We start from the raw sequence: 26,588 nt of genomic DNA, 5'->3' as shown, positions 1-26,588 counted from the left end.
GTACCGTCAGCCGGTCCAGACGATCGACTGGATCTCGCTGTACGCGTGCAGCGCGTACGAGCCCACGTCGCGCCCCACCCCGCTGCGCTTGAAACCGCCGAACGGCGCCTCCATGTTGCGGCCGATGGTGTTCACGCCGACCCCGCCCGCCCGCAGCCGCCGCGCCACGCGGAACGCGCGCGCCGAGTCCCCCGACCACACGTAGCTCAGCAGGCCGAAGTCGCTGTCGTTGGCCAGCCGGACCGCCTCGTCCTCGTCGCCGTCGAAGGGGACGACCACGACCACCGGCCCGAAGATCTCCTCGCGGACCACCCGCATGTCGTTCGTGCAGTCGACGAGGAGGGTCGGGGCCACGTAGAAGCCCTTGCCGTCCTCCCCCACCACCGGGCGCTCGCCGCCGTACGCGATCCGCGCGCCCTCCTTCTTCCCCAGCTCGACGTACGACTCCACGCGGTCCCGGTGCGCCGCCGAGATCACCGGGCCCACCACCGTGCCGGCCGCCGCCGGGGCGCCGACCTTCATGAAGGCCAGGTAGCCGGTGAGCTTCTCGATCAGCTGGTCGTAGACCGACCGGTGGGCGATCACCCGGGTCGGGGCCGTGCAGATCTGCCCGGAGTAGAAGGAGAAGGTGGTGCCGATGCCCATCACCGCCGCGTCCAGGTCGGCGTCCCCGAAGACGATCGCCGCGCCCTTGCCGCCCAGCTCCATCAGCTGCCGCTTCATCGTCCGGCCGCAGACCTCCGCGATGCGCTGTCCGACGCCCGTGGAACCGGTGAAGGACACCATGTCCACGTACGGGGAGTCCACGGCGGCCTCGCCGACCTCCACCGACTGGCCGTTCACCACGTTCACCACGCCCGCCGGCACCCCGGCCTCGTGCAGGGCGTCCGCCATCCTGAACACCGACAGCGGGTCCTGCGGGGCCGGCTTGACCACCACCGTGTTCCCCATGGCCAGGGCCGGGGCCACCTTGCCCGCCGGGTTCGCCCACGGGTTGTTGTACGAGGTGATGCAGGTGACCACGCCGACCGGCTGGCGCACCTCCAGCGCGCCGAGGATGCCCGCCTTCCCCATCGGGCCGGCCTCCGTGACCTGCGGCGGGAGGCCCTTCTCGACGGGTTCGAGGGCCCCGCGCGCGTACCGGCGGAAGCGGGCGACCCCGACGCCGACCTGCATGCCGCGCGCGATCCCGGTGGGCGCGCCCGTCTCCGCCTGGGCCAGCGCCGTCCACGGGTCGAACTCGCGCTGCATGATGTCCGCGGCCCGGTCGAGGATCGCCGCCCGCTCCTCGGGCTTCGTACGGGACCAGCTCTCGAAGGCCTCGGCCGCGGCGCGGGCCGCGTCCTCGACCTGGGGGCGCGAGGCCTCGGGGGCGAGCCCGACCACCGACTCGTCCGCCGGGTTGACCACCTCGTAGTGGCCGCCGGCGGGCTCCACCCACTCGCCGCCGATGTAGAGCCTCTGCGGCTGCGGCTGCGCGCCGGTCATCGCGTGCTCACCGTCCTCGTGTCGCGGCCCGAGCGGAGCACGGTCCCGGGGACCGCCCCCGTGACCTCGTCGTCGCGGATGGTCTCCACGCCGTTGACCCGTACGGAGACGATGCCGATGGCCCGCGCGTCCAGCCGCGGGCTGTCCCCGGGCAGGTCGTGGACGAGCGTCGCGGGGCCGGCCTCGATGCGTTCCGGGTCGAAGAGGACCAGGTCCGCGTGGTAGCCCTCGGCGATCCGGCCGCGCTCGCGCAGCCCGAACAGCCGCGCCGGGTCGTCGGTGAGCATCCGTACCGCCTGCTCCAGCGGGACCAGCTTGCGGCCGCGCAGGCAGTCGCCGAGGAAGCGGGTCGTGTAGGGGGCCCCGCACATGCGGTCCAGGTGCGCGCCGGCGTCGGAGCCGCCCAGCATGACGTCCTCGTGCTGCCAGGTCTCGGCGCGCAGGGCCCAGCTCGCCGGGTCGTTGTCGGTGGGCATCGGCCAGAGCACCGTGCGCAGGTCGTCGTTGGCGCAGATCTCCACCAGGCACTGGAACGGGTCCTGGCCGCGCTCGGCGGCGATGTCGTTCACGACGCGGCCGGAGAGGCCCTCGTTCTCCTTGCTGTACGTGTCGCCGATGACGTACCGGCCGAAGTCGGCGAGGCGCCGGAAGACCCCGGCCTCCTTGCTGTCGGCGCGGCGCAGCATCTCGGCGCGTACGGCGGCGTCACGGAGCTTCTCGATCCGCTCGGGGACGGGCAGCCCGAGGATCTCGCCCCAGCCGGGGATGAGGTTCAGCGCGCAGAAGGTCCCGAGGGACATGTTCATGGGGGTGAGGATCGGCATCGTCAGCGCGACGATCCGGCCGCCGGCCTTGCGCGCGCGCTCGCTGGGGATCAGCTGGCGCGGCACGCGTTCCGGGACGGAGGCGTCGATGGTGAGGACGTTCCAGTTCAGCGGGCGTCCGGCGGCGGCGCTCATGTCGACGAAGAGGTCGATCTCCTCGTCGGCGAACTGGTCCAGGCAGCCCGCGACTATCGCTTCGAGCTGGGTGCCCTCGTGTTCGGCGACGGCCTTGGAGAGGGCGAGGAGTTCGGCGGGCTTGGCGTGCCGGGAGGCGACGGGGGCGCCGGAGCCGTCGGAGTGGGTGGAGGACTGGGTGGTGGACAGGCCCCAGGCGCCGGCGTTCATGGCGTCGTGGAACAGGTCGAGCATCTGCTGCATCTGCTCGGGGGTGGGCTGCCCGCCGACGGCGTCCTCGCCCATGACGTGGCGGCGCAGGGCGCAGTGGCCGACCATGAACCCGGCGTTGACGGCGATCCGGCCCTCCAGGGCGTCGAGGTACTCGCCGAAGGTGGACCAGGTCCAGTCGACGCCCTCCTCCAGGGCCTTGAGGGCCATGCCCTCGACCTTGCTCATCATGCGGCGCGTGTAGTCGGCGTCGTCCGGGCGGGCCGGGTTGAGCGGCGCCAGGGTGAAGCCGCAGTTGCCGCCGGCGACGGTGGTCACGCCGTGGTTCATGGAGGGCGTGGCGTACGGGTCCCAGAAGAGCTGGGCGTCGTAGTGCGTGTGGGGGTCGACGAAGCCGGGGGTGAGGACCAGGCCGGTGGCGTCCTCGCTGGTACGGGCTTCTTCGGTGACGGTGCCGGGCGCGGCCATCGCCGCGATGCGGCCGTCGCGTATCCCCACGTCTGCGACGCGGGCGGGGGCGCCGGTGCCGTCCACTACGGTCGCGCCCTTGATCAGGTGGTCGAGCATGACGTCCCTTCTGCCGGTGTTCGCGTTGCGGCCCGTCTCGTGGGGCTGCGCCCCACACCCCGCACCTCGAACGCCGGCGGGGCTGGGAATTCCAGCACCGCCGGCGAGGCCGGATGTGGCCCCGGCCGGAGGCCGCCCGGCCGGGGCTGGTGCGGGACGGCGGTCCGGGAAGACGCCGTCCCCGTTCCCCGCCTGCTCAGACGGCCTGACGGAAGCGCGTCGTGCGGTGCACCGGGTCCGTGTCCATCTCCGGGATGACGTGCTCGCCGATGAGCTTGATCGTGGTCATGGTGTCCTCGTACGAGACCCCGGTCGGCAGACCGAAGGAGAGCTGGTCCGCGCCCGCCTGCTCCCAGCGCTTGCACTGGGCGCGGACCTCCGACGGGTCACCGCAGATCAGGAGTTCCTCCGCGATCAGGAGCTCGATGATCTCCGCGTTGTACTCCGGCAGGGTCTCCGGCCACTGCGGGATCGCCTCCGGCCGCGGGAAGGTGTCGTGGTAGCGGAAGACCAGCGACTGGAAGCGGTTCATGTTCGCGTTGACCGCGATCTCCACCGCCTTGTCGTGCGTCTCCGCGCAGATCGCGGTGGACGTGACCATCACGTTGTCGTTGACGAACGCGCCGATCGCCTTCGCCTCCCGGATGGCCGTCTTGTACTGGTCGAGGACCCACTCCATGTCCGAGACCTTCTGGACGCTGAAGCCGAGGACGCCCAGGCCCTTCTTCGCCGCCATCGCGTACGAGGACGGGGACCCGGCGGCGTACCACATGGCCGGGTGCGCCTTCCCGTACGGCTTGGGGAAGATCTTCCGCGGCGGCAGCGACCAGTGCTTGCCCTGGAACCCCTCGTACTCCTCCTGGAGGAACATCTTGGGGAATTCCGCGATGGTCTCCTCCCAGATCTCCTTGGTGCCGTTCATGTCCTCGATGCCGGGCAGGAAGCCGAGGATCTCGTGGCTGCCCGCACCGCGGCCGGTGCCGAACTCGAAGCGGCCCTTGGAGAGGTGGTCGAGCATGGTGACCTTCTCGGCCACCTTGACCGGGTGGTTCACCGGGGCGAGCGGGTTGAAGATGCCGGAGCCGAGGTGGATGCGCTCGGTGGCGTGGGCGAGGTACCCGAGGAACACCTCGTTCGCCGACAGGTGGGAGTACTCCTCCAGGAAGTGGTGCTCGGAGGCCCAGGCGTACTTGAAGCCGGACTTGTCGGCCTGGATGACGTACTCGGTCTCCTCGATCAGCGCCTTGTGCTCTGCCTCGGGGTCGACCTTGGACCGCGCCTCAGGCACGTATCCCTGCACAAAGAGCCCGAATTCCAAGGGGTTCACCGTCCTTTGGTTTCTGACGTTGCGTCAGATTCGATGTCTCGACTGTTCCATCGCGGAGGCGGGAGCGTCAATACCTGACGCTCCATCAGATAGACCGGCGGACCGCTACAGGATGCTGACGCCCGCCATCCAGCCGCCGTCGATGACGAACGGCTGGCCGGTGATGTACGAGGAGTCCTCGCCGGTCAGGAAGAGCGCCAGCTTGGCGATCTCCTCCGGCTGCCCCACCCGCCCCATCGGGACCACCCGCTTGTAGAGCTCCGCCATGGCGTCCCTGGCCTCGTCGGTCATGTTCGCCGGGTCCAGCAGCCCCGGATTGGCCATCGGGGTGTCCACGGCGCCGGGGCACATCGCGTTGACCCGGATCCCCTTGGCCGCCAGCTCCAGCGCCGCCACCCGGGTGAGGCCGAGGATGGCCGCCTTGGTGGCGGCGTACGTGCCGACGTACGCCATGCCCGTCAGGCCGGTGTACGAGGAGGTGTTGACGATGGTGCCGCCGCCGGCCGCCTCGATCTCGGGGGCCACGGTCTTGATGCCGAGGAAGGCGCCGACCTGGTTGACCTGCACCACCTGCTGGAACTCCTCCAGCGGGGTCGCGGTCAGCTCGTTGAAGCGCAGGATGCCCGCGTTGTTGACCAGGCCGTCGATCCGGCCGAAGGCCTCCTTCGCCGTGGCGACCGCGGCCGCCCAGTCCTCCTCGCGGCTCACGTCCATCCGTACGTACCGGGCCCGGTCCTCGCCGATGTCCTCGGCCACCGCCGCGCCCTGCTCGTCCAGCACGTCACCGAGGAGCACCCTGGCGCCCTCGGCGGCGAACAGCCGGGCCTCCTGCTCGCCCTGGCCGCGTGCCGCGCCGGTGATGATGACGACGCGCCCGTCCAGCTTGCCCATGGTCCTGCTCCCTGATCGTCTCGGCCTAGTCGTTGAGGAGGGGGCCGACCTCGGCCCCGAAAGCGGTGATCTGGTCCGTCAGTTCGGCGCGGTCGCGGCTGCGGAAGCGGACCTGGATCTGGTCCACGCCGAGCGCCTTGTACTCCCGCAGGGACTCCGCGAGCGCCTCCGCCTTGCCGGCCAGGGTCCGGCGGCCGGTGTCCCAGCCGGGCTCGCCCACGTACAGCGCCTCGGTGATCGCGCCGATCTCGCAGGGGCCGGCGACCCCGGCCTCGGCCCGCAGCTCCCCGATGCGGGCGATCTGCGCCGGAAGCTTGTCGCGCGGGTCCCCTTGCGGGAGCCAGCCGTCCCCGCGGACGGCGGCGCGGCGGACGGCGGCGGGCGAGGATCCGCCGACCCAGACGGGGATCCGCTCCTGCGCGGGCCGGGGCAGCTGGCCGAGGTCCTTGAAGGAGAACCGCTCGCCCTCGAACTCCGGGTACTCCTCGGGCCCCAGCGCCACCCGCAGCGCGTCCAGGGTCTCGTCGAGGACGGCCCCGCGGCGGGCGAAGTCCACGCCGAGGATCTCGAACTCCTCCTGCACGTGCCCCGCGCCGACGCCGAGGATCAGCCGGCCGCCGGAGAGGTGGTCGAGCGTGGCGTACTGCTTGGCGCTGATCAGCGGGTGGCGCAGGCCGAGGATCGCCACATGGCTCAGCAGCCGCACCCGCTCGGTGATGCCGGCGAGGAAGGACAGGGTGGCCACCGGGTCGTACCAGATGGTGCTCATGGGGCCGGCGAGCCGCCGCGGGATGGCCACGTGGTCGCAGGTGGCCACGTACCCGAAGCCGGACCGGTCGGCGGCCCGCGCGATCTCGGCGAGATCCGCGGCGGTGGCCGACGCCTCCCAGGGCTCGGCGTAGATGGTGCTCTGCGACTGGATCGGGAGCTGCATCCCGTAGACCAGCCGACCTTCCGGAAACACGCGCGCCATGGCGGGCCCGCCTCGCCTTCGTCTGCCGATTCGTCATATCGGTGCCGGGCCATCGTCGTAGCTGACGCCCCGTCAGACAAGAGGGAGGACCCGATCCCGGAGGCCCGGACATTGCGGGTACGGGTACGTACCCGTACGCTTGGGGGTATGGGAAGGAGCACGCTCATGGCCGACGCCAACATCCGCATCCCCGAGGAAGCCAAGGACAGACTCGCCGCCATAGCCGCCGCCGAGGGGCTGTCGCTGCGCGCCTACCTGGCCCGGCTCGCGGAGACGCTGCTCACTCCGGCCGAGCGGGCCGACCGCGCCGAGCGCGCCCGCGCCGCACTGCAGGACTGGAACGGATACGCCCCGACCCCGTCCGAACAGCAGGACCTTGACAGCGAGTTGGACCGGCGCCTGGCAGAGGCGAGGGGCCGGTGACGGACACGCACATCGTGCTGGACGAGACGGCGATGCTGGCAGCCGGACAGGGCAACGTCCTCGCCTCCCGGCTCATCCACCGCGCGCACGCCGAGGCCGGCTGGTACCTCTACGCGCCGTCCTGCGCACTGGTCGAAGCGGACCGCGCCAGGCCCGGCACGGCGGAACACCTCGCCGCCCTGCCGGGCATCACCATCCTCGACCTGGACCTGCCCGCCGCACTGGCCCTGGCGCGCCGGGAGACCTGGGCCGCGGCGCACACCCAGTACGCGGCCCAGCCCACGCCCGAGCGCCCCGACGGAGCGATCATCGCCACCACCTTCGCCAAGCGGTGGGAGGGCGAGCCGGTCCGCGTCCTGGACCTGGGCGGCTGATCCCGGCGCTCCGGTCGGAACCCTTCCGGGCCCGTACGAGACGCCCTAGGGTGCGGCGGGTGGATCTGATGCTCACGCTGGTCAGCGGGATCGCCTGGACGGTCGTGTACGTGGAGGCGATCCGGGTCGGGCTGCGGGACCGGACGTACGCGATGCCCGTCGCCGCGCTCGCGCTGAACTTCGCCTGGGAGGCGACCTACGCCGTCCACGAGTTCACGGCCGGCGTCTCCGCGCAGGGCGTGGTGAACGTGGTGTGGGCGGCGGCCGACGTGGTCATCGTCTACACCTACCTGCGGTTCGGCCGGGCCGAGCTGCCGGACTTCGTGACCCGGCCGCTCTTCGCCGCCTGGTCCGTTCTGGTGTTCGGTACCGGCTTCGCCGTGCAGTGGCTGTTCCTCGCGCAGTTCGGGACGCACGACGCGACCCGGTACTCGGCCTTCCTGCAGAACCTGCTGATGTCCGGCCTGTTCATCGCCCTGTACGCCGCCCGGCGGGGGCCGCGCGGGCAGTCACTCACCATCGCCGTCGCCAAGTGGCTGGGGACACTGGCCCCGACCCTGCTGTTCGGGGTGCTGGAGGACTCCCCGTTCATCCTCGGGCTGGGGATCCTGTGCAGCGTGTTCGACCTCGCCTACATCGGACTGCTGCTCCGGGCCCGGCCCGGCAGCGGGACCGGGGGCGGAGGCGGGAACGGGACCGGGGGCGGGAACGGGGACCGGGCCCCGGTCGAGGTCAGAAGCCTTCCGGACCCATCACGATGACCGGCTTCGCCGCCGGGTCGAGGGTCTCCAGGACCTTCTTCATGGCCTCCTTCGGGATGCCGACGCAGCCCTGCGAGGGGCCGTCGTGGTCCACGTGGAGCCAGATGTTGCCGCCCTTCTCCTCGCCCTCCGGCATGACCGGGTCCAGCGGGGACTTGCCCGGCCTGCGGTTGAAGTCGATGGCGACGACGTAGTCGAAGGAACCCGCCAGGGACTCGCCGTTCACCCCGCGGCCCGAGGCGACGAAGCCCCGGTCCTTGTCGTACGGGAGCTTGGTGCCCGGCGGCTTCGGGAGCAGGCCGCCCGCGTCGGTGAGCGCGAAGACGCCCATCGGGGAGGTCAGGTCCCCGTACTCGCGATCCACCGACCAGCCCTTGGCGCCGTTGCGCGCCGGCCAGCTCTCGCCCCGCACCCAGTCGACGTCGGCGCTCGGGCGGGTGTACAGCGCGGCGGTGGACTCCGAGGAGTCGCCGGCCTTGCCGGTGACCAGGATGAGCTGGCGGGCATCGGCCGGGATCCGTTCCCGGGTCTGCTCGCTGATGCCGGTCAGGCCCTGCAGGGGGGACCGCCGGACGTCGCGGGCGGCGCGGTCCGCCGCCTGCGGGCGGGCGTCCGTGCGCGCCTGCGGCGCCGCGTCGGCGGTCTTGTCCGGGTCCTGGGCGACGTACACCCAGCCGACCGCGATGGTCGCGAGGCCGAGGGTCGCGGCCAGGGCCACACGGCGGGGCGTACGGGGCGCTCGGGAGCGTGCTCGGGCGTGCTTGCTCATTGAACCGACCGTACATCAGGCGCTCTTCGGAGGAGGTGCGCCCGCTGTCTGCGCGTCCCGCCGGGCCCGGGGAACAGAACACGGACCGTCAGACCGCCTTCCGGGTCCGGATTGGCCTCGGCCGCCAGCTCCGCCCCGTGCGCCCGCGCGATCGACGCCACGATCGAGAGGCCCAAACCGGCTCCCTCACCTGCGGTGTGCTGCCGTTCGGCGCGCCGCCGGAAGGGCTCCAGGAGTCCGGGCACGTCCGCCGGGTCGATCACCGGGCCGGTGTTCGACACCGTCAGTTCCCCTTCCGCGGAGGTCGCCACGGCGATCCGGCCCCCGGCCCGGTTGTGACGTACCGCATTGATCAACAGGTTGCGCAGGAGGTGGCCGAGGAGCGCGCGGTCGCCCGTCACGGTCAGCGGCGCGAGCGTCCGTACGACGGTCAGCCCCTGCCGCGGGCAGGCCGCCAGCTCGGCCGCCGCCAGCGCCGCCAGGTCCACCGGCCCGGTCCCCTCCAGCCCCTGCTCCGACACGGCGAGCAGCAGCAGGGACTCGATGAGGTGCTCGCTGGAATCCGCGACGCCGATCAGCTTCGCCCGGATCCGGGCGACCTTCTCCGGCGACGGGTCCCCGGCCAGCCCGATCTCGGCGGCCGCCCGCTGCACGGCCAGCGGGGTGCGCAGTTCGTGCGCCGCGTTGGCGGCGAACCGCCGCTGGGCGGAGACCAGGTGCTCCATCCTGCCCAGCATCGCGTCGAAGGTGTCGGCCAGCTCCTTGAGCTCCCCGGGCGGGGCGTCGAGGGAGATCCGCTCGTCGAGGTTCTCCCCGGACAGGCGGCGCGCGGTCCCGGTGATCACCCCGACGGGGCGCAGCACCCGGCCGGCCATCCACCAGGCGAGCCAGATCGACAGCACGGCGAAGACGGCCAGGGCGAGGAGGGAGTACATGAGCAGCCGGTGCCGGGTGGCGTCGGTGACGGCGTCCGAGAGGTTCTGGGTGAAGGCGTAGCCCTTGAGCTCCTCGGGGGTGGGCGGCTCGCCCGGGGGCCGCCGCCGCGCCGGTTCCCAGCTGCGGCCCGTGTCGGCCCGCGGGCCGGGCGAGGCGGTACCGGGCGGGAGGAAGGGCGTGACACCGGGCGTGACGCCGGGGGTGACACCGGGCGTGACACCGGGCGAGGGGAGGACGTAGGCCGGGCTGACCGTGCGGACGGCCCCGCTGACGCTCGCGTAGAGGCCCTGGCCGACCAGGACGTAGACGAGCGCCACCAGTCCGCCGCCCGCGAGGAGCAGCAGCGTGCCGTAGAGGGCGGTGAGGCGGCCGCGCTCGGTGCGCAGGACTCCCCCGACCGGGCGGCGGGCCGCCGGGCTACCTGGCGTCGCGCGGCGCGGCATCGGGCGGCCCGTCACGGCGCGGCGATCCGGTAGCCCGCGCCCGGCACGGTCTCGATCAGCGGCGGCTCGCCCAGCTTGGCGCGGAGCTTGCTGAGGGTGACGCGGACGGCGTTGGTGGAGTAGCTGGTGTCCTGCTCCCACACCTGCTCGATCAGGTCGTCGTTGCTGACGACGGCGCCCTCGGCGCGCAGCAGGGCCTCCAGGACGGCGAACTCCTTGCGGGACAGCGCGAGCCGGTGCCCGTCGCGGCTGGCGCTGCGGCGGGCGGTGTCGACGGCGATCCCGGCACGCTCCAGTACGGGCGGCAGCGCGGGGCGGGCACGCCGGCCGAGGGCCAGCACGCGGGCGAGGAGCTCGTCGTAGGCGAAGGGTTTGGTGAGGTAGTCGTCGGCGCCGAGCCCGAGGCCCTCCACGCGGTCCCGTACGGTCCCGGACGCGGTCAGCATCAGGACCCGGGTCAGCAGGCGCTCGCGCACCACCTGCCGGCAGACCTCGTCGCCGTGCAGGCCGGGCAGGTCGCGGTCCAGGACCATGACGTCGTACTCGCCCAGGCGCAGGCGCCGCAGGGCCTCCAGGCCGTCGCTCGCCTCGTCGACGGCGAGCGCGTCGCGGCGCAGCCCCTCGGCGATCATCTCCCGGAGGAATTCCTCGTCCTCCACCACCAGTACGCGCATGGCGTCCTCTTTACCGGAGATCCGCATTTCGCCGTCGTAAGCAGGGTGCGAGAGGGAAGCGAAAGGCCCCTTCACCGCAGGCTCGGGCCCATGAAGCGATCCCTGATCATGAGCACGGCCGCGGTCGTCACCGGGCTGACCCTGTTCGCCACCGCCTGCGCGAACGATTCCGCGGCGGGGAAGAAGGACGCCTCCGGAGGCGGTGGCGGGACCGGCGGCGGAGCCGGCGCGGACGCCGACCGGGCCGTGAAGATGCGTCAGTGCCTGCGCGAACACGGCATGGACGTGCCCGACCCCGAGCCCGGCCAGGACCCGCGCGGGATGACGCTCGGCGGGGGCGCCGACCCGCAGAAGGCGCAGGAGGCCATGAAGGCCTGCGGGATGGGCGGACCGGGGTCGGGCAAGGAGCCCACGCAGGAGGAGAAGGACCAGGAGCTCAAGTGGATCCGGTGCATGCGTGAGAACGGGGTCGCCCTCAAGGACCCTGAGCACAACGGCGGCATGAAGAGCGCCACCGAGATCCCCAAGGGTCAGGAGAAGGCCTTCGAGGAGGCCCAGAAGAAGTGCGAAACGGCCCGATGAGGAAGCGCGCCACGTGGCTTCTGGGATCGCTGGCCGCCGTCCTGGCCGTCTCGGGCGGCGGCTACGCCGTGATCGCCCAGCCGCAGCGCGGCGCCGGCGGGCAGGAGCAGCGCGAGGGCGGCGGCCTGCCGCCGGCCACGGCGCCGGTGCGGCGCGGCGACCTCAGCTCGGGCCTCCAGGTGGAGGGCACCCTCGGCTACGCGCAGGAGCGCAAGCTGAACGCGGGCGGGCCCGGCGTCCTCACGTGGGTCGCGGCCGGGGGCTCGGCGATCGAGCGGGACGGGAGGCTGTACGAGGTCAACGGCAGGGCGGTGCGGCTCATGTACGGGTCCACGCCGATGTACCGGCCGCTGAAGAGCGGCGACAAGGGCGAGGACGTCAAGCAGCTCAAGCGGAACCTGCAGGCGCTGGGGTACGGGACCGGGCTCGATCCGCAGGACGGCACCTTCACGGCGGGCACGGCGACGGCGGTCAAGCGGTGGCAGAAGGCGCACAAGACGGCGGAGACGGGCGAGGTCGGCAAGGAGGACATCGCCTTCGCCTCGGGGCCGCAGCGGGTGCGCAAGGGCGACGCGGCGGTCGGTGACGAGCCGGGGCCCGGCAAGCCGGTGCTGACGGTGACGGGAACCGAGCGGATCGTCCGCTTCCAGATCGACGCGGCGAAGGCGGCGGCGGCGAAGGCCGGCGACCCGGTGACCGTACGGCTGCCGGGCGGGGTCGACGCCACCGGGAGGATCGACTCGGTGGGCGGGACGGCCGCCCCGGACGACAAGAACGGCGGCGCGGGCGGCGGAGGCGGAGGGGGAGGGGGAGGCGGCGGCGATCAGAAGGCCAAGGTCGAGGTGTCCGTCGCCTTCGACAAGCCGGCCGAGGTCGACGCCCCCGACCAGTCCCCGGTGAGCGTCGGCCTCACCGGCGAGACCCGCAAGGGCGTGCTCTCCGTACCGGTCAACGCGCTGCTCGCGCTCGCGGGCGGCGGCTTCGGCGTCCAGGTCGTCGAGGACGGCGGGGCGCGCGAGGTCAAAGTCGAGCTGGGCATGTTCGGCAACGGCCGGGTCGAGGTGACCGGCGGCGCCCTCAAGGAGGGCATGCAGGTGGGGATCCCGAAGCTGTGACACAGATGGAGACAGTGGTGGAGCTGACCGGGGTCACCAAGGAGTACCCCGGCGGGGTCACCGCCCTGCGCGACGTCGACCTCACCGTCACCGCCGGCGAACTCCTCGCCATCGTCGGCCCGTCGGGCTCCGGCAAGTCCACCCTGCTGCACATCGTCGGCACCCTGGACCGCCCGACGTCGGGCGGCGTACGGATCGCCGGGCACGACATCGCCGCCCTCTCGGACCGCTCGCTGTCGGCGCTGCGCTCCCGCCACGTCGGCTTCGTCTTCCAGTCCTTCCACCTGGTGCCGGGCATCAGCGCCCGGGCCAACGTCGCCGAAGGGCTGCTCTACAGCGGCCTCTCGCGCGCCGAGCGCGGGCGCCGGGCCGCGCGGGCACTGGAGCGGGTCGGCCTCGGGGACCGGATGGACCACCGGCCGCACGAACTGTCCGGCGGGCAGAAGCAGCGCGTCGCCATCGCCCGGGCGGTGGCGGGCGCACCGGACCTGCTGCTCGCCGACGAACCGACGGGCGCGCTGGACACGGCGTCCGGGGAGTCGGTGATGGAGCTGCTGCACGAACTGAACGGGGACGGAGCCACCATCGCCCTGATCACCCACGACAACGAGATCGCGGCGAGCCTGCCGCGGCAGGTGCGGATCCGCGACGGACGGATCGTGGCGGACGTACGGAGCGGGGCGGGGGTGGTGGCGTGAGGGGCCGTACGAGGACCCGTACGGGCGCGGACGCGGGTACGGGTGCGGACGCGGCTACGGCCTCCGGCAGCGGCCGGCGGGCGCGGAAGCCGACCCCGCCGAGGCTGTCCCCGCGGGACGTCCTGCACGTCGGGTCGGCGGGCCTGCGCTCGCGCCCGACGCGGGTGTTCCTGTCCGCGCTCGGCATCGCCATCGGAATCGCCACGATGATCGCGGTGGTCGGGATCTCCTCCTCCAGCCAGGCCAAGCTGCTGCGCGAACTCGACGCGCTCGGCACGAACATGCTGGTCGCGACGCCCGGCAAGGGGATGTTCAGCGGCCAGGACACCAAGCTGCCCAAGGACGCCCCCGGCATGGTCTCCCGGATCGAGGGCGTCGAGTCGGTGGGCACCACCGGCGACGTGGCCGAGTCCGTACGCCGCTCCGAGAACATCCCGAAGGAGGAGACGGGCGGGGTCGTGCTCAAGGCGGCCAAGGACGACCTGCTGGGCACCCTGCGCGCCGGGACGGGCAGCGGCACCTGGCTCAACGGGGCCACCGGCCAATACCCCTCGGTGGTGCTCGGGCACGTCTCCGCGCGCCGGCTCGGCATCACCGAGCCGGGCCAGCAGGTCTTCATCGGCGGCCGGTACTTCACGGTGATCGGCATCCTGAAGCCGGTCCCGCTGGCCCCGGAGATCGAGCGCTCCGCACTGATCGGCTGGGACGCGGCCGAGCGGCTGCTGGGCTTCGACGGCCATCCGACGGCGGTGTACGAGCGGTCGGCGGACGACCGCGTCGCGGCGGTCAGGAAGCTCATCGCCCAGACGGCCAACCCGCAGACGCCGAGCGCGGTCTCGGTCACCGACCCCTCGGCGGCGCTCCAGGCGAAGGCGGCCACGGAGGGCGCCTTCAGCACCCTGCTGCTGGGACTGGGCGGGATCGCCCTGCTGGTGGGCGGGGTCGGCGTCGCCAACACCATGATCATCTCGGTGTTGGAGCGACGCCACGAGATCGGCCTGCGCCGGTCCCTGGGCGGGACGAAGGGGCAGATCCGGATCCAGTTCGTGACGGAGTCCCTGCTGCTGTCCGGCCTCGGCGGCCTGGCGGGGATCGTCCTCGGCGGCGCGGCCACGGCGGTCTACGCCCGCGCCGGCGACCTGCCCTGGGTGGTCCCGCTCTGGGCGGTGACCGGCGGCTTCGCCTCCACCCTGGCGATCGGCACCGTGGCCGGCCTCTACCCGGCGGTGCGCGCGGCCCGGCTGTCGCCGACGCTGGCGCTGGCGGCGGCGTAGGGCGGGCGGGCCGGGGCGGGTTCGGGCGGGCCGGGCGGCCGGGCCGGGGAGGGGTGGGCCGGGGAGGGGTGGGCCGGGGAGGGGCGGCCGGGCCGGGGAGAAGCGGGCCGAGCCGGGGAGGGCGAAAGACCGGTGCCGACGAGCCCGTCCCCCGGACCCGATCACCGACGTACCCTGAGGTGATGAATCGAACTCCACGTCACGCGGCGCGCGTTGTCATCCTGTCCCCGGCCGGATCCGTGTTCCTCTTCCGCGAGAACAACGTGGAGGTCGGCATCCACTGGCTGCCGCCCGGCGGCGGCATCGATCCCGGTGAGAGCCCCGAGGACTGCGTGCGGCGCGAGCTGCGCGAGGAGACCGGGTGGACGGACCTGGAGCCGGAACGGCTGCTGTGCACCTGGGAGCACGACTTCACCCACCAGGGCATCCCGGTCCGCCAGCACGAGCACATCTACCTCGCCCGCGGCCCCCACCGCGAACCGGTCCTGGAGTCCCCCGGCATCCACTGGCAGTGGCTTCCCGCGGACCGCCTCGCCACCCTCGGCGAACCCCTGTGGCCCCCGCGCCTCCCGGACCTCCTGGCGAACGCCCCGGCGGAACCGGTCCACTTGGGCCTGTTGGCCTGACCGGCCGACTGCCTGGGCCGGCAGCTGGGGCCGCCGGGGTGGGGCGGGGGCCGGTTGCGACGGGGCCGGGCGCGCGCCGGGGTATCTCCTCGGGCGCCGAACGTGGCGAGGGGTCGGAGAGTGAGGGGGCGGTTGCGTTCGACGCCCTGCGGGGACACCCCGCCACACACCCGACCCCGTCACAACCGGCGGGCCGACTTCAGCCTCGCCGGCGTTTGAGACGCGGCGGGGTCCGCCTCGCTGCTAGCCGGCGGCGGGGTTCTTCGCCGTGGCCTTGGCGTACAGCGAGGCGGCGTACTCGCCGAGGATCGTGCTGGTCGACACGTCGTCCGTGTCGCCGCCCGTGAGGATGCCGATGATCTTTCCGTCGCGGGCGATCCACGCGCTGCCGCTGGTGCCGCCGGGGAAGTCGGCGCAGTCGAAGCGCTGTTGGGTGGCGCTCTCGCGGACGCCGACCGCCGTGCAGGTGCGGGGGATCTTACGGTCGGCCGGGTAGCCGGTGACGGTGACCTCCTCGCCCGCGCGCCCGCTGGTGTCGAGCACGGCCGCGCCGGTCACGTCCTCGATGGTGCGGCCCTTGGCGTCGGGGGCCAGGCGGGCGAAGGCGAGGTCGTAGTCGTCGTCCGTGCCCTCGGCCCAGCGGTCGTCCTCGAAGACCTCCTCGATCTTCCAGGTGCCGTACGGGGCCATGCCGTTCGCGTACGCAGGTGCGAAGACGGCGGTTCCGTCGCCCTGGTCACCCTCCAGCAGACAGTGCCCGGCGGTGATGATCATGTTGCGGCCGGGGCTGTGCACCACGGTGGCCGTACAGAAGTGATCACTGTCCAGCCCGTCCGTGAACAGGGCCCCGGTGAACGCCGCGGGACCACCGGGCGGAGGCGTGACGGCGGGCGGAAGGGTGGCTCCGGGCAGGGTCGAGAGCTGAGGCTTCGCCGCTTGCGATCGCGATGTGGCCGTCGGCGATGCAGTCGGGCCCGCCTTCGCTCGCACGGGCGCGGCCCCCTCGGGCGGCGGCACCAGCTCGGCCACCGCGGCGGACGCCCCCAGAGCCGCCACCGCACACAGCACCGCCGTCACGACGGTCCGCTTGTCCACCGGCATGATGATCCTTCCGATTTGCCCTGGCGAAGCATGCCTCGGGGGCAGGGCCGGGTGCAAGGGGCGGGGTGGCGGCCTCCGCCCTTGGCGGGTACCGGGCTTGGACGTCGGTTACTGTGACCCGCCGACAGCACGGGGCACCTGGGAGGAAACACGGTTACCGAGATCCTTTCCGTGAAGGACCAGGGATCCGCCGAGGCGGCGTGCAAGAACTCGCTGCCGTCCTACGAAGTCGCCAATCCTGAACCCGAGCGCGTCGCGGCGGACTGGATCGCCGGTTGCACGGACGCCGCCCTCGCCCACAAAGCCCGCTTCTGATCCGTTCACAGGCGTCGCGCGAACGCCCCGAGGTCGCACGCGAAGCGCAGGCCGGGGCGGCCGTCGAGCTGGATTCCGCCGGTGGGCACGAAGCCCGTGCGGGCCAGTACGGCCCGGGAGCCGGGGTTGTCGAGCGTCGTGACCGCCCGCAGGGTGGTCAGGCCGTACGCGGTGGCCGCCAGGTCGCAGGCCTCGCGCACGGCCGCCGTGGCCACGCCCCGCCCGGCGGCCTTCTCGGCGATCCGGTATCCGAGCTCGGCCGAACCCTCCGCCACGTCGACGAGGTTGACCCGCCCCACGACCGCACCACTGCCGTCCACCAGTACGTGGAACAGGCACAGTCCGGCGTCCTGCTCGGCCATCAGCGCGTGGTGGCGCTCGTCGAAGTGGGCGAAGTACTCATCGCCGCGGTCGGGGACGGACGCGGCGAAGTAGGCCCGGTTCTCGCGCTCGAAGTCGAGCACGGCCGGGGCGTGGTCGAAGCGCAGAAGCTCAAGCCGGGGCACTCACCCATGCTAACCGGCCTCCAACTGCGCGATTTGACAAGCGCATTCGGCCTGTTGATCTAATCGTCGCTCCGATTCCTTGAGAGCCTTCAGAGAGGGCGACGCATACGTGCGGCTGACAGGCAAGCACCGGATATCCATGGTCGCCGCGGCGGCCGCGGTCGCCATCGTGGGAAGTCTGCAGCTCTCCCCCACCGCGTTCGGCACCGAGGACACCGGCGAGAGCGCACCGCCCGCGGCCGAGGCAACGGAGTCACCGGAGTCACCTGAGTCCCTCGATCCCCCTGACTCCCACGACTCCCCGGACTCCCACGTCGAGGACTCCGCCACCCACGGCTCCGACGGCACCGTCTTCAGGGACGGCGTGATGTCGCTCGGCGCGCAGCCGGCGAAGACCGGCACGCGGTCGGCCGCGGCAGCCGCCGCGGCCGCTCCCACGCCGCCGCAGGGCGAGGGCTGGAAGCTGAGCGGCGCCACCAAGTGGCTGCCGACCGGCTACACGATCAAGTTCTACGACCAGAAGTCCGCCGACTGGCTGGCTCCGTACGTCCAGGCCTCCGCCGCGGACCTGCGCCGCATCACGAACCTGCCGGTCACCGTCGACACCAAGCCGGTGGGCTGGGACTACCTACGGCCCAAGGGCGAGGTCATCGTGGGCGTGCTGCACCGCCCGTGCGTTCCGCCGGCCGGCGAGGGCAGCATGGGCAGTACGGGCTGGAAGATCGTCCGGGACGGAACGGGCACCGCCAACCTCAGCTGCGGCTTCACCAGCTCCTCCGTGGCCGAGACCGTCACCAGCGGCCACGCCTACATCGACGACTCGTTCTTCACCCCCGCCGGCAAGCCGACCGCCGCCATGGGCGAGACGTACATGCGCAACCACGTCAGCCATGAGCTCGGGCACACGCTGGGCCTCACCCACGCCAACCGCAGCCTGAACAAGAGCGACTGCGTGAAGGGCACCGACTCGGGCCAGTTCCCCGTCATGTGCTCGCCCACGTACGCCTACCAGGACAAGCGGGCGGGCACCTACGTCCAGCAGTTCGACGTCCAGGGTCTGCGCCTCCTCGCGGCCGGCGGCGGCGCCACGTTGTCCCCGCAGGGCCGGGTGACCGGAATCGGCGCCAAGTGCCTGGACGTCAAGGCCGGGAAGGCGGTCAACGGCGCCCAGGTCCAGCTCTACACGTGCAACGGCTCCGCCGCGCAGTCGTGGATCCTGGGCAAGGACGGCACGTTCCGCGCCTTCGGCAAGTGCCTGGACAACGCGCGCAACGCGAGCACCAACGGCAACAAGATCAGCCTCTTCGACTGCAACGGTTCGGCGGCCCAGCGCTGGTCCGTGAACGCCAAGGGCCAGATCGTCCACGTGGCCTCCGGCAAGGTCCTCGACGTGACGGGCGGCGCGACCGCCAACGGCACGGTGGTCCAGCTCTACACGGCGAACACGAACAAGCGGCAGGTCTGGATCACCCCGAAGTAGACCCGCCCCGTCCGCTCACGACGGGCCGCCCCCGTCCCGCCGGGGGCGGCCCGTGGCGCGGAAGCGGCACGGGAATAAGGCGGTTGCCCGATCCCGGGGGGCCCTTCTCAGACGCACGCTGGTCGGATGACCGATTGGGGAACGGGGCGGGTCCTGCGGGACCGCAATGCGGGGCTCTACCTCGGCGGGGTGGTGGTGTCGGGGGTCGGCACGACCGCGATGTGGCTGGTGGCCGGGATCTGGGTGAAGTCGCTGACCGGGTCGGACTCCCTCGCGGCGCTCACGGTGTTCGCCCTGTGGGCGCCCGTGCCGGCCGGGCCGGCGCTGGGGGCGCTCGCCGACCGGCTGCCGCGGCGGCCGGTGCTCGTCGGCGTCGGCCTCGTGATGGCCGCGCTGCTGCCCGTACTGCTCCTGCTCGATTCGGCGGACCGGGTGTGGCTGCTGTTCGCCGTCCTGCTGGTGTACGGGGTCTGCGGCACCGTCCACGGGGCGGCGGAGGCGGCCCTGGTGCCGCAGGCCGTCGACGGGCGGCTGCTCGGGGACTTCAACGGGCTGCGGCTGACGGCCAGCGAGGGCGTGAAGCTGATCGCGCCGCTGGTGGGCGCGGGCCTGTTCGTCCGGTACGGCGGGGCGGCCGTGGCCCTGCTCGACGCGCTGACCTTCGCACTGGCGGCGGGGATCTTCGCCCTGCTGCGGGTCCGCGAGGAGCCGCCGGCCCGGACCGCGCCGGCGCGCGGTCTCCAGCACGTGCTGGAGGGCGGGCGGCAGCTGTGGGCCTCGCCGGCGCTGCGGCCGCTGGTGCTGACCGGAGCCGCCGTGATGTTCCTGGCCGGTCTGAACGGCGCGGTGGTCTACGCGGTCGCCGACGGCGTGCTCGGGCACGCGCCCACCTACGTGGGCGTGCTGTACGCGGTGCAGGGCGCGGGTTCCGTGCTGAGCGGGCTCGCGGCGGGACCGCTCCTGCGGCGGCTGCCGGACCGGGTGTTCACGGCCGGGGGCGCGGCCCTGTTCGCGCTGGGCGTCGGGGCGAGGGCGCTGCCGTACGACGCGGCGGCCCTGGCCGGCAGCGTGGCGATCGGCGCGGGGCTGCCGTGCGTGCTGATCGCCGCGCTGACCGCGGTGCAGCGCGAGGTGCCGGGCGCCGTCCTGGGCCGGGCGGCCGCCACGGCCAACACGCTGATCTTCGTACCGAACGCGCTGGCCCTGGCGCTGGGGGCCGCACTGGTGGCTCTCGTGGACGTACGGGTGCTGCTGCCGGTGCTCACGGTGGCGGGCCTGGCCGTGGCGCTGCTGCTCGCGGCCTCCCCGGGGGGGGCGGGGCGGCGGAGCCGCGCGGCGCCGGTGCGCGCCGCGCGGCCGGGCGCCCGTAGGGGGTTCTACCCCTGGCCGTGGGCTCCCGCTGCCGCCCACAGCCCGTCCGCCGTGAGTCCCAGCAGGTCGATCGCGTTGCCGCGCACGATGCGGTCCACCACGTCCGGTGCCAGGTGGCCCATCTGGGCCTCGCCGACCTCGCGGGACTTCGGCCAGGTCGAGTCGGAGTGGGGGTAGTCCGTCTCGTAGAGGACGTTGCCGACGCCGATCGAGTCGAGGTTCTTCAGGCCGAAGGCGTCGTCGAAGAAGCAGCCGAAGACGTGCTCCGCGAAGAGCTCCGACGGCGGGCGCAGCACCTTGTCGGCGACCCCGCCCCAGCCCCGGTTCTCCTCCCAGACCACGTTCGCCCGTTCGAGGATGTACGGGATCCAGCCGATCTGGCCCTCCGCGTACATGATCTTCAGGTGGGGGAAGCGCTCGAACTTGCCACTCATCAGCCAGTCGACCATCGAGAAGCAGCAGTTGGCGAAGGTGATGGTGGAGCCGACCGCCGGCGGGGCGTCCGCGGACGTGGACGGCATCCGGGAGGAGGAGCCGATGTGCATGGCGATGACCGTGCCGGTCTCGTTGCACGCCTCCAGGAAGGGGTCCCATTCGTCGGTGTGGACGGACGGCAGGCCGAGGTGCGGGGGTATCTCCGAGAAGGCGACCGCGCGCACGCCGCGCGCCGCGTTGCGGCGGACCTCCGCGGCGGCCAGGCGGGCGTCCCAGAGCGGGATCAGGGTGAGGGGGATGAGGCGGCCGCCGGCGTCGGGGCCGCACCACTCCTCGACCATCCAGTCGTTGTAGGCCCGTACGCCGAGCAGTCCCAGCTCACGGTCCTTGGCCTCGGTGAACGTCTGGCCGCAGAAGCGGGGGAAGGTCGGGAAGCACAGGGCCGACTGGACGTGGTTGACGTCCATGTCGGCGAGGCGGTCGGGAACCGAGAAGGACCCGGGGCGCATCTGCTCGTAGGTGATGACTTCCAGTTTGATCTCGTCGCGGTCGTACCCGACGGCCGTGTCGAGGCGGGTGAGCGGCCGGTGCAGGTCCTCGTACACCCACCAGTCGCCGATCGGGCCGTCGTCGCCCTTGGCCCCCATGACGGGGGTGAACTTGCCGCCGAGGAAGGTCATTTCCTTCAAGGGGGCGCGGACGACGCGGGGGCCGGTGTCCTGGTACTTGGACGGGAGCCGGTCCCGCCAGACGTGGGGGGGCTCAACCGTGTGGTCGTCCACCGAGATGATCTTCGGGAAGGTCTCCATGGCTCATACCGTAGCGCCGATCTGACGAACCGTCAGCTAGTTGGTTCGTGATCGGCCATGGACGGGCTGACGTGTACGCGCAAGACAGGGCAGACTGACCCTTACACCGAACGGAAGGCAGGGGGACGACAGATGGACGGCGTACCGGCCATCCCGCACCCGCGGAAGCACCCCGAGGGAGCCCGGCCCACCACCACGTCCAAACACCCGGCCCCGCGCCCGACCCCGGACGCCGCCACGGCAGCCACGGCAGCCACCCCTGCCGCTCCCGCTGCTCCCGCTGCTCGGGCCACCCCTGCCGCTCCGGCCACTCCCGCCGCTCCGGTCACCCCCGTCTCCCCCGCCGAGTCCCGCTTCGCCGTCCTCGGCCCCGTCCGCGCCTGGCGCGGCGCCGAGCTGCTGCCCTCCGGCACCCCCCAGCAGCGCGCCCTGCTCGCCGTCCTCCTGCTGCGCGAGGGCCGCACCGCCACCGCGCCCGAGCTCATCGACGCCATCTGGGGCGAGGACCCGCCTCAGCAGGCCCTCGCCACCATTCGCACGTACGCCTCCCGCCTGCGCAAGGTCGTCGCCCCCGGGCTGCTCGTCACCGAGTCCGGCGGCTACGCCATCCGGCTGCGCTCCGCCGCCACCCTCGACCTCGGCGTCGCCCGCAGCCTCGCCGCCGACGCCGACACCGCCCGCGCCGCCGGCGACCGCTCCCTCGCCCGTACGCTCCTCGCCCGCGCCCTCGACCTGTGGGAGGGCGAGCCCCTCGCCGGGATCCCCGGCCCGCACGCCGAGACCGAGCGCGCCCGGCTCGCCGAATGGCGCCTCCAGCTGCTGGAGACCCGCCTCGACCTCGACCTGGAGGTCGGCCACCACGCCGAGGCCGTCTCCGAGCTCACCGCCCTCACCGCCGCCCACCCGCTCCAGGAACGATTGCGCGAGCTGCTGATGCTCGCCCTGTACCGCAGCGGCCGGCAGGCCGAGGCCCTCGCCGTCTACGCCGACACCCGACGGCTCCTCGCCGACGAACTCGGCGTCGACCCGCGCCCCGAACTGGCCGCGCTCCAGCAGCGCATCCTGAACGCCGACGCCGATCTCGCCCGCGCGGAGGACCCGGCCCCGGCCGCCGCGACCGTCCACGTGAGGCCCGCCCAATTGCCCGCGACCGTGCCCGACTTCACCGGCCGCTCCAGCTTCGTCGACGAACTCGGCGCCATCCTGTCCGGCGGCACCCAAGGCCAGGTCATGGCCGTCTCCGCGCTCGCCGGCATCGGCGGCGTCGGCAAGACCACCCTCGCCGTGCACGTCGCCCACGCCGCCCGCCCGCACTTCCCCGACGGCCAGCTCTACGTCGACCTCCAGGGCACCGAGGCCCGCCCCGCGGAAGCGGAGGCCGTCCTCGGCTCCTTCCTGCGCGCGCTCGGCACCCCCGACACCGCCATCCCCGACTCCCCCGCCGACCGCGCCGCGCTCTACCGCTCCACCCTCGACGGCCGCCGCGTCCTGGTCCTGCTCGACAACGCCCGCGACGCCGCCCAGGTCCGCCCGCTGCTGCCCGGCACCGCCGGCTGCGCCGCCCTCGTCACCAGCCGCGTCCGCATGGCGGGCCTCGCCGGCGCCCATCTCGTCGACCTCGACGTGATGAGCCCCGAGGAGGCCCTCCAGCTGTTCACCCGGATCGTCGGCGAGGAGCGCGTGCGCGCCGAACGCCAGGCCGCCCTCGACGTCGTCGGCGCCTGCGGCTTCCTGCCGCTCGCCATCCGCATCGCCGCCTCCCGGCTCGCCGCCCGCCGCACCTGGACCGTCTCCGTCCTCGCCGCCAAGCTGGGCGACGAGCGCCGCCGCCTCGACGAGCTCCAGGCCGGCGACCTCGCCGTCAAAGCCACCTTCGAGCTCGGCTACGGCCAGCTGGAACCCGCCCAGCAGCGTGCCTTCCGCCTCCTCGGCCTCGCCGACGGCCCCGACATCTCCCTCTCGGCGGCGGCCGCCGTACTCGACCTCCCCGAGTACGACACCGAGGACCTCCTGGAAGCCTTGGTCGACTGCTCCCTGCTCGAATCCGCCGCCCCCGGCCGCTACCGCTTCCACGACCTCGTACGCCTCTACGCGCGTGCCTGCGCCGAACGCGACGAGCAGCCGCCGAGCGGGCGCGAGGCGGCCCTGGACCGGCTGCTGGACTTCTACCTGGCCACCGCCTCCGGGGTGTACGCCCTGGAACGCCCCGGCGACCGGCTCCCCGCCCACCTCTCCGACACCCACTACCCCGGGCTGGTCTTCGCCGAGTCGCGGGCCGCCCTTGACTGGCTGTACGCCGAGGCCGACCCGCTGCTGGCGTGCGTACGGCAGGCCTCCGTACGCGGCGGCGAGACGCTGGTCCTGCGGCGGGCAGTGGACCTGCTGTGGGCGGCGAAGGACCTGGCCGAGTCCGGGGCCAACTCCCGGCAGTACGAATCGGCCGCCGTCGCCCTGCGCGACGCCGCCCAGGCCGCCAAGGACCCGTACGCCGAGGGCCGCGCCCGCACCACGCTCACCAACGTGCACCTGGTCGCGGGCCGCTTCGCCGAGGCCGACGACGAGGCCGCCCGGGCCACCGTCCTCGCCCGCGAGGCCGGCGACCCGCTGCCCAGCTGCTGGGCGCCCAACGACCGCGGGATCATCGCCCTCTACCAGGGCCGGCACGCGGACGGCGAGCGGTACCTGCTGGAGGCCATCGACGGCTTCCGCGCCGACGCCAACAACGTGGGCGAGGCCAGCGCCCTGTGCAACCTCTCCCGCATCCACGTGGAACTGGGCCGCCTCTCCAGCGCCATAGACCTCGCCCGACAGGGCATCGCCATCTACGACCGGATGGGCCTGACCCTGCGCCTGGCCAACGGCCGCTACGCGCTGGGCATCGCGCTCACCCAGGCCGGCCGGCTCGGCGAGGCCCTCGCCCAGCTCACCGAGGCACTGTCCCTCTTCCACGAGAACCGGCAGCCGCTGTGGGAGGGCGTGACCCACTTCCGGCTCGCCGTGGCCCACTTGGCGGCGCGCCGGCCCACCCTGGCCGCCTCGCACGCCGAGCAGGCGATCGCCCTGCGCGGCATCGGCGGGGAGTGGCGCCGGGCCACCGTGCTGACGGTGCTGGGCAAGGCGCTGCGGCGGCTGGGCCAGACGGACCGGGCGCGGGCGTGCTGGCGTGACGCGGAGAGCGTCTTCCGTCAGCTGGGGTCCGCGGAACTGGCCGAGGTGCAGGCCCTGCTAGCCTCGGAGATCGCGGCCTGACCTGCGACGACGCCCGTTGAACGAGGCGTTCATCGTTCGTTTATCGCCGGTCGGCACGATAGGTGCATCGACCCGGCGCGTCGGGGGGCACCCGGGTCGGTTGGAGGACTACCCGCTCGGCGGTCATCGGGGGAATCGCCGAGCGGGCCCCACCCATCCACCAGGAGAACCGATGACGACGAACGAGAACATCCTGCCGACCGACGGCAACGGCAAGTCGCTCGACAACCACGCCCCGGGCGTCGACGTCGAGACCCTGGACAACCACGCTTCGGGCATCGAGATCAAGCCGCTCGACCCGACTCCCGCTCCCGCTCCGGTTCCCGTTCCGCCGACGCCGGCCGAGGAGATCCAGACGCTGGACAACCACGCGTCCGGCCCGCGCCCGTAACACGTACGCGGCACACGGCACACGGCACGACGCAGGACGCACCACGCAAGAACGCAAGACGTACGGGGGATTCAACGGGGGAACGGCGGTCGCGGTGGCCCGGAGGGGGAGCCACCGCGACCGCCGCACCCGTGCGTCCGGGTCCGCACCGGGTTCCGGACCGCGGCATAGGCTGGGGGTGTGTTTTCCTCCCACGGACCGAGCGTCCGCGAACTCGCCGTGCAGGGCCTCTCCTCGATCGAGCGCGGCTACGACCTGCTGGCGCCGAAGTTCGACCACACGCCCTTCCGCACCCCCGACCGGATGCTCGACGCCGTGGAGGAGACCCTCGCCCAGCGGGAGGGCTCCTTCGGCTCCGGGCTCGACGTCTGCTGCGGCACCGGCGCCGCGATCGGCATGCTGCGGAGGCTGTGCCGGGACCGCGTGACCGGGGTGGACCTCAGCGCCGGCATGCTGGCCGAGGCCGGGCGCGCCCATCCGGAGGAGCGCGTGGACTTCGTACGGGCCGACGCGCGGGCGCTGCCGCCCGCGCTCGGGGACTCGTACGACCTGGCGGTCAGCTTCGGCGCCTTCGGCCACTTCCTCCCGTCGGAGCGGCCCGCCCTCTTCTCCGGGGTGCACCGCGCCCTGCGCCCCGGCGGCGTCTTCGCCTTCCCGATCGGCGCCCCGATCCCGGCGAGCTCCCCGGTGTGGTGGGTGGCGGCGGCCTTCGACGCGGCGATGCGCGTGCGCAACGCGGTGTGGCGGCCGTCCTTCGTCATGTACTACCGGACCTTCCCGCTCAGCGGGGTCCGCCGCGACCTGGAGGCCGCCGGCTTCACCGTGGAGACCGTGCCGCTGGAGCACTTCGGGCGGCAGCCCGGGGGCGCTCCCCGCTGGCGGCTGGTGCTGGCCCGCCGCCGTACCTAGCGGAATCGCTGCGTCACCACCGGTGCACGGGACACAATCGACGAGGGTTCGTCAGGCAGCGCGCCACCGCACCACCCTCACCCTTTGGAGCAGCCGGTGTCGTCGCAGGAAATGCCCATAACGATCACCCCTGAGCAGGCCTCCCACGGGGTCATCCTTCCCGTGCTGCTGCCGTCCGGCCCGGCCCGGCTGCGCATCCCGTCCTGCCGCGACGGCGACCTCGTCCGGGCCCGCGTCGGGGACCAGGAGTTACTGCTGCGCATCCGCGTCTCCCGGGCCGGCGCGGCAACCTCGGTGGGAACCGGAGCGGCAGCCGGGGTGGGAGCCGCGTTCGCGACCGGTGCCGTCAGCGCGACCGGCGGCGCGGGTGCGGGTGCGGGCGTGCCGCAGCCGGGCCCGTCCGCCATGGCGAACGGCCGCGGGTGCCTCGCGGCGTTCCTGGTCGCCGCCGTGATCGTCGTCGTCTTCTTCGCGGTGAACAACGACCAGGACGACAACGGCAAGAACTCCGCCTCCCCCACCCCGACCTATTCGTCCGGCGCGCTGTCCCCTCCCTCCTCCACGCCGTGGACCGCGGAACCCACCACCGCCCCGAACCCGGTGCCCACCCGGTACAGCGCGGCACCCGCTCCGGAACCCACCCCGGAGCCGAGCCCGTTCGACCGGGGCACCTGCCTCAACGGACAGTTGCCGGACTCGACGACCCCGACGACCGTCACAGGTGTGGACGAGGTCTCCTGCTCGGCGTCCGACGCGCACTACAAGGTGATCGAGAGCATCCCCGGCACCTCGGACATGGACCGGTGCAACTCCAACCCCAAGACGCAGTACGCGTTCTCCTACCGCTACACGCGGGGCGCCGCCGTCCTCAACCAGTACGTGTACTGCCTGATCGGCCTCGGCTCGTACGCGCGCTGAGCGGCGCCGACGGC

The 26,588-nt window shown here is 73.0% G+C and carries 25 protein-coding genes and 1 pseudogene; 15 read left to right on the top strand and 11 right to left on the bottom strand.

Translation table 11 applies throughout. The features are described 5' to 3' along the window. Positions 1 to 6: 6 nt before the first annotated feature. From ACZ4VT_RS28920 to ACZ4VT_RS28900, 5 genes are all read right to left on the bottom strand, one after another. Complete coding sequence (locus tag ACZ4VT_RS28920; protein WP_467954002.1) at positions 7 to 1,488, bottom strand: aldehyde dehydrogenase family protein; 1,482 nt, start codon at positions 1,486 to 1,488, stop codon at positions 7 to 9. Further along, a complete protein-coding gene (locus tag ACZ4VT_RS28915) occupies positions 1,485 to 3,224 on the bottom strand; it encodes an N-acyl-D-amino-acid deacylase family protein (RefSeq protein ID WP_467954000.1) in 1,740 nt (579 codons plus the stop codon). Before ACZ4VT_RS28915 ends, ACZ4VT_RS28920 begins: the two co-directional genes overlap by 4 nt. A 196-nt stretch (positions 3,225 to 3,420) precedes the next feature. Then, on the bottom strand, positions 3,421 to 4,542 hold the full coding sequence (locus ACZ4VT_RS28910; RefSeq protein ID WP_467954047.1) for an LLM class flavin-dependent oxidoreductase: 1,122 nt from the start codon (positions 4,540 to 4,542) through the stop codon (positions 3,421 to 3,423). 114 nt (positions 4,543 to 4,656) lie between these two features. Then, positions 4,657 to 5,442, bottom strand: coding sequence for an SDR family NAD(P)-dependent oxidoreductase (locus tag ACZ4VT_RS28905; RefSeq protein WP_467953998.1), 786 nt, complete (start codon positions 5,440 to 5,442; stop codon positions 4,657 to 4,659). 25 nt (positions 5,443 to 5,467) lie between these two features. Then, a complete protein-coding gene (locus tag ACZ4VT_RS28900) occupies positions 5,468 to 6,415 on the bottom strand; it encodes an LLM class F420-dependent oxidoreductase (protein WP_467953996.1) in 948 nt (315 codons plus the stop codon). A 165-nt stretch (positions 6,416 to 6,580) separates the two neighbouring features. Here ACZ4VT_RS28900 and ACZ4VT_RS28895 point away from each other — a divergent pair, with 165 nt between their 5' ends. From ACZ4VT_RS28895 to ACZ4VT_RS28885, 3 genes are read left to right on the top strand one after another with little or no spacing between them, the layout of a single operon-like run. After that, the gene (locus tag ACZ4VT_RS28895) at positions 6,581 to 6,838 is read left to right on the top strand and encodes a hypothetical protein (RefSeq protein ID WP_467954045.1); all 258 of its coding nucleotides are present in this window, start codon (positions 6,581 to 6,583) and stop codon (positions 6,836 to 6,838) included. A gap of 32 nt (positions 6,839 to 6,870) precedes the next feature. After that, entirely contained in the window at positions 6,871 to 7,212 is a 342-nt protein-coding gene (locus ACZ4VT_RS28890) for a hypothetical protein (protein WP_467954043.1), read from the top strand. A gap of 59 nt (positions 7,213 to 7,271) precedes the next feature. Beyond that, positions 7,272 to 7,973: a transmembrane-type terpene cyclase gene (locus ACZ4VT_RS28885; protein WP_467953994.1), complete on the top strand. Its 702-nt coding sequence runs from the start codon at positions 7,272 to 7,274 to the stop codon at positions 7,971 to 7,973. On the opposite strand, the gene ACZ4VT_RS28880 is transcribed toward ACZ4VT_RS28885, so the two are convergent. The 3 genes from ACZ4VT_RS28880 to ACZ4VT_RS28870 are packed head-to-tail and all read right to left on the bottom strand — an operon-like array spanning position 7,945 to position 10,795. After that, the gene (locus tag ACZ4VT_RS28880; RefSeq protein WP_467953992.1) at positions 7,945 to 8,742 is read right to left on the bottom strand and encodes a L,D-transpeptidase family protein; all 798 of its coding nucleotides are present in this window, start codon (positions 8,740 to 8,742) and stop codon (positions 7,945 to 7,947) included. The two genes, ACZ4VT_RS28885 and ACZ4VT_RS28880, sit on opposite strands and share 29 nt — an antisense overlap. Continuing rightward, a complete protein-coding gene (locus tag ACZ4VT_RS28875) occupies positions 8,739 to 10,136 on the bottom strand; it encodes an ATP-binding protein (RefSeq protein WP_467953990.1) in 1,398 nt (465 codons plus the stop codon). The genes ACZ4VT_RS28880 and ACZ4VT_RS28875 overlap by 4 nt, the downstream gene beginning before the upstream one ends. Then, entirely contained in the window at positions 10,133 to 10,795 is a 663-nt protein-coding gene (locus tag ACZ4VT_RS28870) for a response regulator transcription factor (protein WP_467953988.1), read from the bottom strand. Before ACZ4VT_RS28870 ends, ACZ4VT_RS28875 begins: the two co-directional genes overlap by 4 nt. Before the next feature lie 90 nt (positions 10,796 to 10,885). On the opposite strand from ACZ4VT_RS28870, the gene ACZ4VT_RS28865 reads away from it, so the two are divergent. The 5 genes from ACZ4VT_RS28865 (at position 10,886) to ACZ4VT_RS28845 (ending at position 15,090) form a co-directional block, all read left to right on the top strand. Next, a complete protein-coding gene (locus ACZ4VT_RS28865) occupies positions 10,886 to 11,377 on the top strand; it encodes a hypothetical protein (protein WP_467953986.1) in 492 nt (163 codons plus the stop codon). Next, positions 11,374 to 12,492: a peptidoglycan-binding protein gene (locus ACZ4VT_RS28860; protein ID WP_467953984.1), complete on the top strand. Its 1,119-nt coding sequence runs from the start codon at positions 11,374 to 11,376 to the stop codon at positions 12,490 to 12,492. Before ACZ4VT_RS28865 ends, ACZ4VT_RS28860 begins: the two co-directional genes overlap by 4 nt. 5 nt (positions 12,493 to 12,497) lie before the next feature. After that, the gene (locus tag ACZ4VT_RS28855) at positions 12,498 to 13,190 is read left to right on the top strand and encodes an ABC transporter ATP-binding protein (RefSeq protein ID WP_467953982.1); all 693 of its coding nucleotides are present in this window, start codon (positions 12,498 to 12,500) and stop codon (positions 13,188 to 13,190) included. A gap of 104 nt (positions 13,191 to 13,294) precedes the next feature. After that, positions 13,295 to 14,464 carry an ABC transporter permease gene (locus ACZ4VT_RS28850; protein ID WP_467954041.1) on the top strand — a complete coding sequence of 390 codons (1,170 nt, stop codon included), beginning with the start codon at positions 13,295 to 13,297 and terminating at the stop codon, positions 14,462 to 14,464. Between the two features lie 182 nt (positions 14,465 to 14,646). Then, on the top strand, positions 14,647 to 15,090 hold the full coding sequence (locus ACZ4VT_RS28845) for an NUDIX hydrolase (protein ID WP_467953980.1): 444 nt from the start codon (positions 14,647 to 14,649) through the stop codon (positions 15,088 to 15,090). A 243-nt stretch (positions 15,091 to 15,333) separates the two neighbouring features. Here ACZ4VT_RS28845 and ACZ4VT_RS28840 read toward each other — a convergent pair whose 3' ends face one another. Then, positions 15,334 to 16,191 (bottom strand): trypsin-like serine peptidase, encoded by an 858-nt coding sequence (locus ACZ4VT_RS28840; protein ID WP_467953978.1) that lies wholly within the window; start codon positions 16,189 to 16,191, stop codon positions 15,334 to 15,336. A gap of 171 nt (positions 16,192 to 16,362) precedes the next feature. Between ACZ4VT_RS28840 and ACZ4VT_RS28835 the strand changes: the two genes are divergently transcribed. Continuing rightward, positions 16,363 to 16,506, top strand: a complete 144-nt coding sequence (locus tag ACZ4VT_RS28835; protein ID WP_467953976.1) for a hypothetical protein — start codon at positions 16,363 to 16,365, stop codon at positions 16,504 to 16,506. Positions 16,507 to 16,511: 5 nt separating this feature from the next. On the opposite strand, the gene ACZ4VT_RS28830 is transcribed toward ACZ4VT_RS28835, so the two are convergent. Next, positions 16,512 to 17,012, bottom strand: coding sequence for a GNAT family N-acetyltransferase (locus ACZ4VT_RS28830; RefSeq protein WP_467953974.1), 501 nt, complete (start codon positions 17,010 to 17,012; stop codon positions 16,512 to 16,514). 109 nt (positions 17,013 to 17,121) lie between these two features. Here ACZ4VT_RS28830 and ACZ4VT_RS28825 point away from each other — a divergent pair, with 109 nt between their 5' ends. Together ACZ4VT_RS28825 and ACZ4VT_RS28820 are read left to right on the top strand one after the other, a co-directional pair. Continuing rightward, entirely contained in the window at positions 17,122 to 18,492 is a 1,371-nt protein-coding gene (locus ACZ4VT_RS28825; RefSeq protein WP_467953972.1) for a ricin-type beta-trefoil lectin domain protein, read from the top strand. A gap of 126 nt (positions 18,493 to 18,618) precedes the next feature. Then, a pseudogene (locus tag ACZ4VT_RS28820) lies at positions 18,619 to 19,635 on the top strand (MFS transporter); the annotation flags it as partial. A 233-nt stretch (positions 19,636 to 19,868) separates the two neighbouring features. Here the strand turns inward: ACZ4VT_RS28820 and ACZ4VT_RS28815 are convergent. Then, positions 19,869 to 21,107: an amidohydrolase family protein gene (locus tag ACZ4VT_RS28815; RefSeq protein WP_467953970.1), complete on the bottom strand. Its 1,239-nt coding sequence runs from the start codon at positions 21,105 to 21,107 to the stop codon at positions 19,869 to 19,871. A 132-nt stretch (positions 21,108 to 21,239) separates the two neighbouring features. Here ACZ4VT_RS28815 and afsR point away from each other — a divergent pair, with 132 nt between their 5' ends. The 4 genes from afsR (at position 21,240) to ACZ4VT_RS28795 (ending at position 26,574) form a co-directional block, all read left to right on the top strand. Then, on the top strand, positions 21,240 to 24,356 hold the full coding sequence (gene afsR / locus ACZ4VT_RS28810; protein ID WP_467953968.1) for an SARP-family global regulator AfsR: 3,117 nt from the start codon (positions 21,240 to 21,242) through the stop codon (positions 24,354 to 24,356). A gap of 172 nt (positions 24,357 to 24,528) precedes the next feature. Further along, complete coding sequence (locus tag ACZ4VT_RS28805; RefSeq protein WP_467953966.1) at positions 24,529 to 24,747, top strand: hypothetical protein; 219 nt, start codon at positions 24,529 to 24,531, stop codon at positions 24,745 to 24,747. Between the two features lie 180 nt (positions 24,748 to 24,927). After that, the gene (locus ACZ4VT_RS28800) at positions 24,928 to 25,656 is read left to right on the top strand and encodes a class I SAM-dependent methyltransferase (RefSeq protein WP_467953965.1); all 729 of its coding nucleotides are present in this window, start codon (positions 24,928 to 24,930) and stop codon (positions 25,654 to 25,656) included. Positions 25,657 to 25,752: 96 nt separating this feature from the next. Further along, entirely contained in the window at positions 25,753 to 26,574 is an 822-nt protein-coding gene (locus tag ACZ4VT_RS28795) for an LppU/SCO3897 family protein (protein ID WP_467953963.1), read from the top strand. Positions 26,575 to 26,588 lie beyond the last annotated feature (14 nt).

The organism is Streptomyces sp. NPDC029164, assembly GCF_055563995.1.
Note: the sequence above shows the minus strand (reverse complement) of the source record. Positions and strands in the feature narration are given on the sequence as shown.

Bases quoted from the DNA above. Each gene is read 5' to 3' on its own strand.
- ACZ4VT_RS28915 (WP_467954000.1), bottom strand. From the start codon at position 3,224: ATGCTCGACCACCTGATCAAGGGCGCGACCGTAGTGGACGGCACCGGC.
- ACZ4VT_RS28880 (WP_467953992.1), bottom strand. From the start codon at position 8,742: ATGAGCAAGCACGCCCGAGCACGCTCCCGAGCGCCCCGTACGCCCCGC.
- ACZ4VT_RS28845 (WP_467953980.1), top strand. From the start codon at position 14,647: ATGAATCGAACTCCACGTCACGCGGCGCGCGTTGTCATCCTGTCCCCG.
- ACZ4VT_RS28920 (WP_467954002.1), bottom strand. From the start codon at position 1,488: ATGACCGGCGCGCAGCCGCAGCCGCAGAGGCTCTACATCGGCGGCGAG.
- ACZ4VT_RS28865 (WP_467953986.1), top strand. From the start codon at position 10,886: ATGAAGCGATCCCTGATCATGAGCACGGCCGCGGTCGTCACCGGGCTG.
- afsR (WP_467953968.1), top strand. From the start codon at position 21,240: ATGGACGGCGTACCGGCCATCCCGCACCCGCGGAAGCACCCCGAGGGA.
- ACZ4VT_RS28860 (WP_467953984.1), top strand. From the start codon at position 11,374: ATGAGGAAGCGCGCCACGTGGCTTCTGGGATCGCTGGCCGCCGTCCTG.
- ACZ4VT_RS28815 (WP_467953970.1), bottom strand. From the start codon at position 21,107: ATGGAGACCTTCCCGAAGATCATCTCGGTGGACGACCACACGGTTGAG.
- ACZ4VT_RS28855 (WP_467953982.1), top strand. From the start codon at position 12,498: ATGGAGACAGTGGTGGAGCTGACCGGGGTCACCAAGGAGTACCCCGGC.
- ACZ4VT_RS28870 (WP_467953988.1), bottom strand. From the start codon at position 10,795: ATGCGCGTACTGGTGGTGGAGGACGAGGAATTCCTCCGGGAGATGATC.
- ACZ4VT_RS28900 (WP_467953996.1), bottom strand. From the start codon at position 6,415: ATGGCGCGCGTGTTTCCGGAAGGTCGGCTGGTCTACGGGATGCAGCTC.
- ACZ4VT_RS28905 (WP_467953998.1), bottom strand. From the start codon at position 5,442: ATGGGCAAGCTGGACGGGCGCGTCGTCATCATCACCGGCGCGGCACGC.
- ACZ4VT_RS28890 (WP_467954043.1), top strand. From the start codon at position 6,871: ATGCTGGCAGCCGGACAGGGCAACGTCCTCGCCTCCCGGCTCATCCAC.
- ACZ4VT_RS28805 (WP_467953966.1), top strand. From the start codon at position 24,529: ATGACGACGAACGAGAACATCCTGCCGACCGACGGCAACGGCAAGTCG.
- ACZ4VT_RS28895 (WP_467954045.1), top strand. From the start codon at position 6,581: ATGGCCGACGCCAACATCCGCATCCCCGAGGAAGCCAAGGACAGACTC.
- ACZ4VT_RS28840 (WP_467953978.1), bottom strand. From the start codon at position 16,191: ATGCCGGTGGACAAGCGGACCGTCGTGACGGCGGTGCTGTGTGCGGTG.